This window comes from Mycobacterium sp., from assembly GCF_032161845.1.
GTDB lineage: Bacteria > Actinomycetota > Actinomycetes > Mycobacteriales > Mycobacteriaceae > Mycobacterium.
Genome location: NZ_JAVRQA010000377.1, coordinates 1 through 11,547, shown reverse-complemented (window position 1 = coordinate 11,547; position 11,547 = coordinate 1). Strand labels below are relative to the sequence as shown.

14 protein-coding genes are annotated in these 11,547 nt (G+C 67.4%); 3 read left to right on the top strand and 11 right to left on the bottom strand.

From position 1 onward, the window contains the following. The 3 genes from QOD90_RS20410 to QOD90_RS20400 form a co-directional block, all read right to left on the bottom strand. On the bottom strand, window positions 1-861 hold an 861-nt coding region (locus QOD90_RS20410; RefSeq protein ID WP_526352652.1), incomplete at its 3' end, for a Mur ligase family protein. Continuing rightward, the gene (locus QOD90_RS20405; protein WP_526352651.1) at window positions 858-2,189 is read right to left on the bottom strand and encodes a MurL-like N-terminal domain-containing; all 1,332 of its coding nucleotides are present in this window, start codon (window positions 2,187-2,189) and stop codon (window positions 858-860) included. The genes QOD90_RS20405 and QOD90_RS20410, both read right to left, overlap by 4 nt. Beyond that, window positions 2,186-2,893, bottom strand: coding sequence for a hypothetical protein (locus QOD90_RS20400; protein WP_526352650.1), 708 nt, complete (start codon window positions 2,891-2,893; stop codon window positions 2,186-2,188). Before QOD90_RS20400 ends, QOD90_RS20405 begins: the two co-directional genes overlap by 4 nt. Before the next feature lie 98 nt (window positions 2,894-2,991). On the opposite strand from QOD90_RS20400, the gene QOD90_RS20395 reads away from it, so the two are divergent. Continuing rightward, a complete protein-coding gene (locus tag QOD90_RS20395) occupies window positions 2,992-3,456 on the top strand; it encodes a GNAT family N-acetyltransferase (protein WP_526352649.1) in 465 nt (154 codons plus the stop codon). On the opposite strand, the gene QOD90_RS20390 is transcribed toward QOD90_RS20395, so the two are convergent. The 5 genes from QOD90_RS20390 to QOD90_RS20370 form a co-directional block, all read right to left on the bottom strand. Then, window positions 3,443-3,901 (bottom strand): PH domain-containing protein, encoded by a 459-nt coding sequence (locus tag QOD90_RS20390; RefSeq protein WP_526352648.1) that lies wholly within the window; start codon window positions 3,899-3,901, stop codon window positions 3,443-3,445. The two genes, QOD90_RS20395 and QOD90_RS20390, sit on opposite strands and share 14 nt — an antisense overlap. Next, on the bottom strand, window positions 3,898-4,380 hold the full coding sequence (gene ribH / locus QOD90_RS20385) for a 6,7-dimethyl-8-ribityllumazine synthase (protein ID WP_526352647.1): 483 nt from the start codon (window positions 4,378-4,380) through the stop codon (window positions 3,898-3,900). The genes QOD90_RS20390 and ribH overlap by 4 nt, the downstream gene beginning before the upstream one ends. Before the next feature lie 22 nt (window positions 4,381-4,402). Then, window positions 4,403-5,746 carry a bifunctional 3,4-dihydroxy-2-butanone-4-phosphate synthase/GTP cyclohydrolase II gene (locus tag QOD90_RS20380; protein WP_526352646.1) on the bottom strand — a complete coding sequence of 448 codons (1,344 nt, stop codon included), beginning with the start codon at window positions 5,744-5,746 and terminating at the stop codon, window positions 4,403-4,405. Between the two features lie 132 nt (window positions 5,747-5,878). Then, window positions 5,879-6,475 (bottom strand): riboflavin synthase, encoded by a 597-nt coding sequence (locus QOD90_RS20375; RefSeq protein ID WP_526352645.1) that lies wholly within the window; start codon window positions 6,473-6,475, stop codon window positions 5,879-5,881. Window positions 6,476-6,489: 14 nt separating this feature from the next. Then, the gene (locus QOD90_RS20370; RefSeq protein WP_526352644.1) at window positions 6,490-7,011 is read right to left on the bottom strand and encodes a GNAT family N-acetyltransferase; all 522 of its coding nucleotides are present in this window, start codon (window positions 7,009-7,011) and stop codon (window positions 6,490-6,492) included. Between the two features lie 64 nt (window positions 7,012-7,075). On the opposite strand from QOD90_RS20370, the gene QOD90_RS20365 reads away from it, so the two are divergent. Together QOD90_RS20365 and QOD90_RS20360 are read left to right on the top strand one after the other, a co-directional pair. Then, entirely contained in the window at window positions 7,076-7,771 is a 696-nt protein-coding gene (locus tag QOD90_RS20365; RefSeq protein WP_526352643.1) for an LppX_LprAFG lipoprotein, read from the top strand. Next, a complete protein-coding gene (locus QOD90_RS20360; protein WP_526352642.1) occupies window positions 7,771-9,327 on the top strand; it encodes an MFS transporter in 1,557 nt (518 codons plus the stop codon). The genes QOD90_RS20365 and QOD90_RS20360 overlap by 1 nt, the downstream gene beginning before the upstream one ends. A 4-nt stretch (window positions 9,328-9,331) precedes the next feature. On the opposite strand, the gene QOD90_RS20355 is transcribed toward QOD90_RS20360, so the two are convergent. The 3 genes from QOD90_RS20355 to rpe form a co-directional block, all read right to left on the bottom strand. Continuing rightward, window positions 9,332-9,487, bottom strand: coding sequence for a hypothetical protein (locus tag QOD90_RS20355; protein WP_526352641.1), 156 nt, complete (start codon window positions 9,485-9,487; stop codon window positions 9,332-9,334). A 258-nt stretch (window positions 9,488-9,745) separates the two neighbouring features. Beyond that, window positions 9,746-10,747, bottom strand: a complete 1,002-nt coding sequence (ribD, locus tag QOD90_RS20350; protein ID WP_526352640.1) for a bifunctional diaminohydroxyphosphoribosylaminopyrimidine deaminase/5-amino-6-(5-phosphoribosylamino)uracil reductase RibD — start codon at window positions 10,745-10,747, stop codon at window positions 9,746-9,748. 7 nt (window positions 10,748-10,754) lie between these two features. Continuing rightward, window positions 10,755-11,432: a ribulose-phosphate 3-epimerase gene (rpe, locus tag QOD90_RS20345; RefSeq protein ID WP_526352639.1), complete on the bottom strand. Its 678-nt coding sequence runs from the start codon at window positions 11,430-11,432 to the stop codon at window positions 10,755-10,757. Window positions 11,433-11,547 lie beyond the last annotated feature (115 nt).

The following is an 11,547-nucleotide window of genomic DNA, read 5'->3' as shown; positions in this document are numbered from 1 at the left end:
GAGCACGGCGGTGTCGAACTCGTCGGACGTCACCGGCCTGCCGAGCACCTCCGCCGCGGCCGCGGCGGCCAGCGCCCCATTCGCGACGTTGTGCTCGTAGGTCATCACCGAGCGACCCGAAACCCGGCGCGCGTCGGCGGGATCGACGAGCGTCAGCTCCGGTTCGATCGGCACCAGCCCCAGCCGCTCGAGGACGGTGACCACCTCCGGCGTCGTCACCAGCGAGCGGGCGCCGTTGCGGAAGACATTCGCCTTCGCGAGGTAGTACGAGTCCCGGTCGCCGTGCCAATCCAGGTGATCCTCATAGAGATTCGTGATCACCGCCACCGCGGGCGAGGTGGTGAGCAACGCGGCCTGCTGGCTGGACACCTCGGCGACGACCACCACGCCGTCAGCAGGCGACAGGTCGGATAGCGGGGTGCCGATGTTCCCCGCGACGACGGCATCGACGCCCACCTGCTGCAGAAGGTGGCCGAGGAACGACGCAGTGGTGCTCTTGCCCTTGGTGCCCGTCACACCGATCGTGGCCGCCCCGTGCCGGGACATGAACCAGTCGGCCGCGCTCGAGATCCGAACCCCCGAGCGCCGCAGTTCCGCGAAGACGGGCTGATGCCACGGCACGCCGGGGCTGACGAAGACGACGTCGCAGGCACTCAGCCTGGCGAGATGCTCGGACCCGCGGAACACCAAGAGGTTCGCGATACCTTCGGGATCCTCGAACGGGCGGCGCCCCATGTCGTCGACGGCCTCGATGCGCGCAGCCCCCGCGGCGGCCGCGGTTCTCGCCATCGAGACGCCCTCTCGGCCGAAACCCCAGATGCCGACGGTCCGCCCGGCGAGGTCCGGCGGTGACGGGCTCATCGCAGGGCCAGCGCCGCGGCGTAACGCTCGGGAACGTAGTTGACGCCACCTTGGTCCGCGTCGCTGGACGTGGCGACCTTCTCCAGTTCGTCACGCCGGGAACGGAACTCCTCGACGAGCGGCACATCGCGCCACTCGTCGGCGTCGAGGACGGAGAGCAGGGACTCCGCCGCTTCGTAGTATTCGCCGACGCACTCGAACGGCTTGTGCACGCCAAGGCCGACGATGTCCTCGAAGCCGGGCCGGTTGTCCAGGTCGGCGAAGAGATCGTGGCCGAAGATCGCCTCGACCTCCGCGCGGCCCAACCGCGGTGCCATCAGCCCGAACACGAAGAGGCACTTGGGGCAATGCCCACACCACGTCGCGCCCCGGCGTCCCGAGTCGATCGCGAAGGGCCGGTTGCAACTGATGAAGTCGCGGAAGTATTGGGGGCTGTTCCTGAACCGGTCCGCGATCTCGGATTCCGAGAGCGGTCGCAGCAGCGAGAAGTAGCGGTCGGGATTGAGCCCGTAGCTGGTGAGGGCGTCCCGCAGCAGCGACTCGTAGGAGATGCTCTTGGACCACTGGTGGTTGACGTCTCGGCCGAGCCAGGTGACGTTGCCGATGTTCGACGAGCGCTCGTTGGACAACACCACCGGCCCGAGGCCGTTCGCGTCGGCGACGATCAGCCCGATGACGCTGTTGATCGCCGTGACGGGGACGTGCCCGTTGTGGGCGCCCTGCGCGTTGGCCTCGATGAGCCTGGCGTCGATGCGGCGCGTCACCCGCAGGCTGTCGAGGCCGCTGATGTCGATGCACCGGTCGATGGGGTCGAACTTGTTGACGCTGAACAGGGTCGGGCGAAATCCGTGACTCTTTAGCGCCTCGATGCTGACGACCGAGTCCTTGCCGCCGCCGACTGGCACCAGCGGCTCCGCCTCGGGGTCCCAGCGGTCATCGTCGGCGGCTACCGACGGCGCCTCGGGACCCGTGATCTCCGGCGTCAACGCGTCGGGAAGTGAGTTGCGATAGGCGAACTCACCGAGCCCACCGGCGATGAGCTCACCAAGATAGTGACGCTCGAATTCAGTTGTCGGAAAGGCGATTTCGATTCGCGGCGGAGCGGCGGCCTTGAAATAGCTCAGCGAGCAGGTCAGTGCGAGCAACCGGAGCAGGCGGTCATCGGGGCGGCGATCGCCCAGCGCGGCGCCGAAGTCGACCACCTCGGCGAAAGGTTGGTCGTGAGATTCCTTGCCGCGCAACGTGTAATGGGCGGTGAAGATGCCGTCGGCCACGTCGTAGCCGTCGATCGTCATGACGGTGAACGACGCCGGGTCGAATTCGCTCATGACCACCTCGCGAACGACGGTACCGCCTCGTTCGCCACGGCGAGCGGCGTCCCGGCGAGCTCGGCGACCGGATGCGTCTCGTATCGCGGCGACACCCACCACACGCGCTCGGCATCGGCCGGGAGCGTCGAGACCATTGTCGTCGGCGTCATCGCACCACACCGTGCCAGTTGATCGAGGACCGACGTCGGCTCTGGATTCTCAACGGCGACGACACCGCCAGGGGTCTCGAACACCAATGCCCCGAGGATGGGCTCACCGTCCGACAGAGCGTCCGCGAAGCCAAGGCCGTTCAACCAGCGTTCGCGCTGATCGAGTTCGCCACGGCTGGTCGTGCGCGCCGCCATCCTCCGCCACCAGGGGTCGGACGCGCGGTGAGGGTGGGGCACCGACTCGTCGGGGGCGATCCGCACCGCCTCGGCCCGCAGCGGCTGCACCGCCGTGCCAGCCACCGCGATCCGGGGCGCGCCGGCAACCTCGACGATCGTGACGGTCGTGGCGACCAGTGCCGAGCCGACCGTCTCCGCGAAGTCCGATAGCGCGGCCGTCAGCTCCAGCCGTCCCGGCATGGCGACGCCGAAGAATTCGGCGGGCTCCTGCAGGTACGCCCAGACGTGATCGGCGTCGGGCGGGCAACCACCGGTCATCGGGATCGTGATGGCGGGTAGCGTCCCGGGACGCGTAATGAGCTGGGTGGCGCACACTTGGCGAGTATCGGTTTCCTGAGCTGTCACCGACGTGCGAAAATGGGTCACTATCAGCACATTCTAACGCACTGCACGGAGGAGCCATGCGACGCCGCATGAGTGCGCCGACGGTCACCCGACTCGTCGAATCGGACTGGCGCGTGTTCGCCACCCTTCGGCTTCGCGCGTTGACCGACACCCTCGGCACCAGCGATCCGCAGTACCGCCAGGAAATGGCGTTCACGGCGGCTCAGTGGCGACGGCGACTGCGGGCCCACGCCCAGTTCGCGGTGTGCGTCGACGATCACCTCGTCGGCCTCATCGGCGCCCAACGCCAAAGCGCCGAAGCGGTGTATCTGTACTCGCTGTGGCTCGAGCCAGGCATGCGGGGCCGAGGGCTTGGCCGCGACCTGGTGGCCGCGGCCGTCGAATGGGCCCGCAATCAGCGGGCGCGGGTCGTGACGTTGCGCGTCGACGTCGCCAATGCGGCCGCCCGCGGTGTGTACGAGCAACTGGGTTTCGGCGTCACCGAGACCTCGACGGCCGCCGACGAACTGACGATGTCGCTCAGCGTCGGTTGATCTCGGCGCGGTGCCGCGCCATTAGCGTGCGCACTGCGTCCATCGAGTCGACGGCGCGCTGCTTGTCCACCGACTGGATCGCCATCAGGGGGATGTACTCGTCGTCGGGCAGGTCGACACGCGCCCAGCGCGCTCCCTTCGGGAACGACACGTCGACGACGTCCGACCACGGAATCAGTCGATAAGCCAACAGATTTCGCACCGAAAGACCTTCGGGGCCGACCCGCAACCGGGGCCGGGCGAACAGCAGCACCACACCTCCGATGATGACGCCGAGCGATCCGATGGCCACCTGATCGGCGGTCTGGAAGATCACCCCCGAGGAGCGGACCTTGAGCAGGAAGCCAACGGTGATGTGGGCGGCGGCAATCAGGAAGGCTGCGCCGTACGCGAAGTACGGGGTCAGGTGAGGCTTGACCTCGAGGTCATAGCCGGGTGCGGTCACGAGCTCTTGCGCAGGTCACGCAGCGTCAGTGCGGTGGACAATGCCGCGGCCGCCGCTTGTGCGCCCTTGTCCTCGGCCGACCCTGGCAACCCGGCACGGTCGAGAGCCTGTTGCTCGTCGTTAGTCGTGAGGACGCCATTGGCGACCGGTGTTCCCTCGTCCAGCGAAACCCTGGTCAAGCCCTGCGTGACGGCGTCGCACACGTAGTCGAAGTGAGGAGTCTGACCCCGGATGACGACACCAAGGGCTACGACGGCATCGTGTGACTTCGCCAGTTGCTGTGCGACGACGGGTATTTCGATGGCACCGAGCACTCGGATCACGTCGGGTTCGTCGATACCCGACGCGGCTGCGGTTCGACGCGCGCCGTCGAGAAGCGCATCGCAGATGGTGGTGTGCCAGGTGCTCGCCACGATCGCCAGCTTCAGCCCCGCGGCGTCGACGGCGGGCATGTCGGGAACGCCTGCGCCACCGCTCACGGTCGGGCCCCGCCCTCAGCGCTCACGGGGTTGCTCCGCCCGGGTCGGTCGCCGTCGGCGGCAACCGATCGCCGAGCAGGTACACGCCCTCGTCGTATCCGTTCATCTTGACGGCCTCGTCGAAGTCTTCGAGACCCGTCAGGTCGTGGCCCATCCGGTCTCGCTTGGTCATCAGGTAGCGGATGTTCTCGGCATTGGCACGCACCGGCAACGGCACCCGCTCGATGATGTGCAGCCCGTAGCCGTCCAGACCGACGCGCTTGGCCGGGTTGTTGGTCAACAGTCGCATCGAACGGATTCCGAGATCGACCAGGATCTGGGCGCCGATTCCGTAGTCCCTGGCATCGGCTGGCAGGCCGAGCTTGAGGTTGGCGTCGACGGTGTCCTCGCCGGCATCCTGGAGTTGATACGCCTGCAACTTGTGCAGGAGGCCGATACCGCGACCCTCGTGCCCGCGCATGTAGAGCACCACGCCGCGGCCCTCACGGGCGATCATCGCCATGGCGGCGTCGAGCTGCGGACCGCAGTCGCAGCGCCGCGACCCGAAGACGTCTCCGGTGAGGCATTCGGAGTGAACGCGGACGAGCACGTCGTGCCCGTCGTTGTCCGGTCCGGCCCCAGGTCCGGTGATGTCACCACGCACCAACGCGACGTGCTCGACGTCGTCGTAGATGCTGGTGTAGCCCACGGCGCGGAATTCGCCGTGCCGGGTCGGGATGCGGGCTTCGGCGATGCGCTCGATGTGCTTCTCGTGCTTGCGACGCCACTCGATGAGGTCGGCGATCGAGATGAGCGCCAGGTCGTGGTCGTCGGCGAAGACCCGCAGCTCGTCGGTTTGGGCCATCTCGCCCTCGTCCTTCTGGCTGACGATCTCGCAGATGGCGCCCGCGGGCTGCAGGCCAGCGAGGCTAGCCAGGTCGACGGCGGCCTCGGTGTGGCCGGGGCGGCGCAGAAAGCCGCCCACCTTTGGGCGCCGTGGTACGACGTGCCCGGGCCTGGTGAAGTCCTCGGCGACGGCGGCCGGGTCGGCGAGAAGACGCATCGTCGTCGCGCGGTCGGAGGCCGAAATGCCGGTGCCCACACCGTTCTTCGCGTCGACGGTGACGGTGTAGGCAGTGCCGTGCTTGTCTTGGTTGACGGCGTACATCGGCAGAAGCCCGAGCCGGTCGCAGACCTCACCCGACAGCGGCACGCACAGGTAGCCGGACGTGTAGCGGACCATGAACGCCACGAGTTCGGGGGTCGCCTTCTCCGCGGCGAAGATCAGATCGCCCTCGTTCTCGCGATCCTCGTCGTCGATGACGACGACGGCCTTGCCTGCCGCGATGTCGGCAATAGCCCGCTCGACGGAATCCAGCCTCGTCATCCCTGCCACCCTTGCCGTTCCGATCGGAACCATCGTGCGACGCGCCCTACCACGCCCTTCAGTATGAACCAACGGAGTGCGGCTTCTATTGCCCGCTCCCGCTGGGCTCTCTGATCAGGGCGGACGTTCCAATCAGCCCTTGTTGGAAAGCAGCCGCTCGACGTATTTCGCGATGACGTCGACCTCGAGGTTGACCGCGGTGCCCACGCCGGCCCGCCCCAACGTCGTCAGCTGCAGCGTGGTCGGAATGAGCGACACCTCGAACCAGTCCGATCCCAAGCCGGACACCGTGAGTGAGATGCCGTCGACGGTGATCGAACCCTTCTCCACGACGTACCGCGACAGGGCGTCGGGCAGCGAGATGCGCACCACCTCCCAGTGCTCGGACGGCGACCGGGTGAGCACGTGACCGGTGCCGTCGACGTGGCCCTGCACGATGTGTCCGCCCAGCCTGCTGTTGAGGGCGGCGGCTCGTTCGAGGTTCACCGGGCTCCCCACCCCGACACCCTGGAGACTCGAACGGTTGAGGGTCTCGGCCATCACGTCGGCCGTGAATGCACCGTCGGGCAGCACGTCGACGACGGTGAGGCAGACGCCGTTGACGGCGATCGAGTCGCCATGACCGGCGTCGGTCGTGACGAGCGGGCCACGGATGACGAATCTGGCGGCGTCGGCGAGGTCTTCCTTGCCGATGACCTCGCCCAACTCTTCGACGATTCCGGTGAACATGCTGACCAGGCTAGTCAGAGGCGCTTCTCCCCGAAGAAGGTGGCCACCGGGTTGTCGTTGAAATTGGCGATGGCGACGTAACCCTCGCGTTCATAGAACCCCTTGGCGTGCGCCTGGCGAGGGCCGGTGTCGAGGCGGGCGATCGCGTAGCCGAGCCCGCGCGCGGCATTCTCCAACGCGTGCAACAGTTCTCGCGCCACTCCGCGGCCGCGAGCAGCTGGGATGACGTACATCCGCTTGATCTCGCAGGCACCGTCGGGCAGGCGCTTGAGGCCCCCGCCGCACACCGCGACGCCATCGCGGTAGCCGACGAGGAAGACTCCGGCGGGTGGACCCAGCTCCGCGGGACCGGCCTTCGGCATGTCGGGTGAATCGAGGTCCAGACCGGCACCGCCGACGTCCCAGTACAGCTCGCGCATCTCGCTGACCATCGCCGCGACGAGCGCCGCAGCGTCACCGAAGTCCGACGGCGCGGGCCGAAAGACCAGCTCGTTCGTCGGCCCCGGGTCGCTTCGCTCTTGGCCACCGGACGTCACGACTTCACTTCTACCCGCTCCCCGGGCCCAGGGTCCACAAACCTGCACCCACTACGATGCAGTCATGCAGACGCGCCATCGCATTGCCGTCCTCGTGTCCATCTTCGCTTCGTTCCTGCTCATCGCGGGATGCAGCTCTTCGACCAAGTCCGACGCATCGCTACCCGACGGGGCGTCCCTGCTCAAGGACTCCACTCAGACCACCAAGGCTCAGAAGAGTGTTCACCTCGAGCTGACGGTCACCGGCAAGATCGCCGAACTGCCCATCGAATCCCTCAGTGGGGACCTGACGAACGTCCCCGCGGTCGCCGCCCAGGGCAAGGCCAGCATCATCGCCTTCGGCCAGACCTTCAAGGACGTCGACTTCGTCGTCACCGACGGCGACCTGTACGGCGCGTTGACACCGGGCAGCTTCACGAACTTCGGGCCCGCGGACGACATCTACGATGTGTCGAAGATCCTGAACCCCGACGTCGGACTGGCCAACGTGCTCGCCAACTTCACCGATCCGAAGGCCGAGGGCCGCGAAACCATCAACGGCGTCGACACCGTGAAGATCACCGGCAACGTCAGCGCCGAGGTCGTAAACGGGCTCGCCAACGTCGGCGCTACCGCCCCCGTGCCCGCGACCGCGTGGATCAAGGAGGACGGAGACCACGACCTCGTGCAGGCCAAGCTCGATCCGAGCCAGGGCAACAGTGTGCAGATGACCCTGAGCGACTGGGGCAAGAGCGTTACCGTCACCAAGCCCGCCGCGTAATGCCGGGGGCCACCAACGCCTCAGAGCCGAAGGCGTCCAGCAGGCGGATCGCGATCACTGCAGGCGGGCTCGCCGTTCTGCTGGGCGCGCTCGACACCTATGTCGTCATCTCGATCATCAACGACATCATGCGGGACGTCGGGGTCGCGCTGAACCAGATCCAGCGCGTCACCCCGATCATCACGATGTACCTGCTGGGCTACATCGCCGCGATGCCGCTTCTGGGCAGGGCGTCCGACCGATTCGGCCGCAAGTTGGTGTTACAACTCAGCCTGACCGCCTTCGCCATCGGTTCGGTGGTGACCGCGCTGTCGAGTGACGTGGTCACGATGGTCATCGGCCGCACCATTCAGGGGGCCGCCAGTGGTGCGCTGCTCCCCGTGACGCTGGCGTTGGCCGCCGATCTCTGGTCCGCACGCAACCGCGCCACGGTGCTCGGCGGCATCGGCGCAGCGCAGGAACTCGGCAGCGTGCTCGGCCCGCTCTACGGTGTCGCCGTGGTGTGGGCCCTGACCAGCTGGCGCGACGTGTTCTGGATCAACGTGCCGTTGGCGATCATCGCCATCGTGATGGTCCACTTCAGCCTGCCGTCCAAGGACAAGGACGCCCCGAAGGAGAAGGTCGACGTCGTCGGCGGCCTGCTGCTCGCGCTCGCGCTGGGACTCATGGTCTTCGGCATGTACAACCCGGCACCCGATGGCAAGCAGGTGTTCCCCAGCTGGGGCTTGCCGGTGCTTGGCGCGGCGCTAGTCGTCGCCATCGGGTTCTTCGTGTGGGAGAAGTTCGCCACCACCCGACTCATCGATCCGACCGGAGTGCGGTTTCGTCCGTTCCTCGCGGCGCTCGGGTCGTCGCTCTGCGCGGGCGCGGCGTTGATGGTCACCCTGGTCAACGTCGAACTGTTCGGCCAAGGCGTGCTCGGCAAGGAACAGAACGAAACCCTCTTCTTACTGCTGTGGTTCCTAGGCGCACTCCCCATCGGCGCTCTCATCGGCGGCTGGGTCGCCACCAGGATCGGCGACCGCATCGTGGCGTTCGTCGGCCTCTTGATCGCCGCCTTCGCCTATTGGCTGGTGTCGCACTGGAATCTCGACGTCCTGTCCGCGCACCACGACCTCGGGTTGTTCACGCTGCCCACCTTCGCCACCGATCTCGTGCTGGCCGGCGTCGGCCTCGGTCTGGTCATCGGACCGCTGACGTCAGCGACGCTGCGGGCCGTCCCGGGTGCTCAGCACGGAATCGCCTCTGCCGCAGTGGTCGTCGCGCGGATGATCGGCATGCTGATCGGGCTGGCGTCACTCAGCGCGTGGGGTCTGTACCGGTTCAACCAGTACCTCGCGGAGATGCCGAAACCCGCCGGGGGCAACCTGCTCGAAATCGGGAAGATCTTGGCGCAGAACGTGAGGACCGCGTACACGATGCAGTACGCCGAGATCTTCTTCATCACCATGATCGTGTGCGTGGTTGGCGCCGTCTTCGGCCTCTTGATCACCGGCAAGGACGAGCATGCCGAGGAGCAGGACACCGCGACGGAGATCATCGGCGCCCAGAACTAACGGGTCAGCAGCGTTCGACGCCCGGACTGATCAGCTTGAGTTCTGGACGCAACTCGACGTCCGGGGTGCTCAGTACCGCGCGCAGTGGGCGGCAGACGATTTCCATGATGGTGCTCTGATCGACGGGGCGAAAGCCGAGCCAGTCCTGCAGTGCAGTCATTGCTCTTCGTCCTTTACGGAGATGGGTCCTTCTTCGATGGTGCGGCCCTCTTCGATGAGCAGCCTGGCCGGGATGGCCGCAACTCTGACCTCGATTTTACGGGGACCACCGACGCCAACCGGGTCCCCGCGGGGCGGATTGCGTCTCAAACCGGTAACGAGTCCACGAACGGGGGCATTCCGGGCGTGACGCGAGTCACATTGGCGCCCAGAGTAATTCCAGGTCTCACCATTTTCGGCAGCCAAGGGCCAGGCTGGCTCAGCCGCGCACCAGGCTGACCCGAAGGTCGGGTCCGAGCCGCACGACGCCGTCATACCGCCACCGCTGGGCCTGGACGATGCTCGCGACGCCGACGTCGTCGACCGCGGCGATCGGCCCACCGAGCAGGATCGGCGCAATGTAGCCCAGGATCCGGTCGACCACCCCCGCCCTGAGGAAGGCTCCCGCCAGGATCGGTCCGCCCTCCAGCAGCACATCGGTTCGATCCGAGAGCGCCTGAATCACCTCGTGCGGATCCCTGGTCCGGATCACCATGGTTCTGGAGTCGTCGTTGAGGACGTTGGCGTCGGGCGATATCTCCCGTTGGCCGACCACCACGCGCAGGGGCTGCCGCTCGGCGAGGGAGCCGTCCGGCAGGCGCGCCGTCAACGACGGATCGTCGGTGAAGACGGTGCCCGTGCCGACCACGATCGCGTCGGCAACCGCGCGCAGTCGGTGCACGTCGGCGCGCGCAGCCTCGCTGGTGATCCACTGGCTGCTGCCGTCGGCGGCGGCGCTGCGCCCATCGATGCTCGAGGCGAACTTCCACGTGACGTGCGGGCCTCCGGTGCGTTGCCGGTGCAACCACTGCCGCAGCGCACCCCCTGCGACGTCATCGGCCAGCACACCCACCTCGACCGAAATCCCGGCATCGGACAGCCGCTTCGCTCCGCCCGACGCGACCGGATTGGGGTCGGCGACGGCATACACCACGCCCGAAACCCCGGCTTCGACAAGGGCATCCACGCATGGCGGCGTGCGACCGTGATGGTTGCACGGCTCGAGGGTGACGACTGCGACGCCACCGACCGCGCGCTCCCCCGCCCGCCGCAACGCGACCACCTCCGCGTGTGGTCCGCCTGCTGGCTGCGTCGCACCGACGCCGGCGATGCCGCCATCACGGTCCAGAATCACCGCCCCGACGGGCGGGTTCGGATACGTGGTGCCCTTGACGCCGTCGGCCTGAGCGATGGCCGAGAGCATGGCGTCCTCGAAGGTCATCGGTCGGTCATGCCGACAGGTGCTTGGAGGCCGCCGCGGCCTGGCGGCGCAGATTCTGCACGGCGAGCTCCGGGTCGGCCGCCCCGAACACCGCAGAGCCCGCCACGAAGCAGTCGACGCCTGCCTCGGCGGCCGCCTCGATGGTGTCGACGTTGATTCCGCCGTCGATCTCCACGACGATCGTCAACTCGCCCGCGTCGACGAGCCGCCTCACCGCCGCCACCTTCGGTAGCACGTCGGGGATGAACTTCTGCCCACCGAAGCCCGGCTCCACGGACATCACCAGCAGGGTGTCGAAGTGCCGGAGGATCTCCAGGTAGGGCTCGATCGGGGTGCCCGGCTTGACGCTGAGACCAGCCTTGGCGCCCGCCGCCCGGATGTCGCGGGCCACGGCGACGGGATCGTCGGTGGCCTCCGCGTGGAAGGTGACGTTGTACGCGCCCGCCTCGGCATACGGGGGCGCCCAGCGCGCCGGGTCGTCGATCATCAGATGGCAGTCCATCGGGATGTCTGTCACCTTGAGCAGGCTCTCGACGACGGGCAGACCGAGGGTCAGGTTCGGCACGAAGTGGTTGTCCATCACGTCGACGTGCAACCAGTCGGAGCCTGGCACGGCGGCGGTCTCCTCGGCCAAACGCGCAAAGTCGGCGGCCAGAATCGACGGGGCAATCATGGGTTCTGCCATGGCGGTCTGCTTAGGTACGGCGGGCAGGAGCGAAGCGACCCGGGGTCATTGGGTCGGCGGGCAGGAGAGAAGCGACCCGGGGTTGGGTCGGCGGGCAGGAGCGAAGCGACCCGGG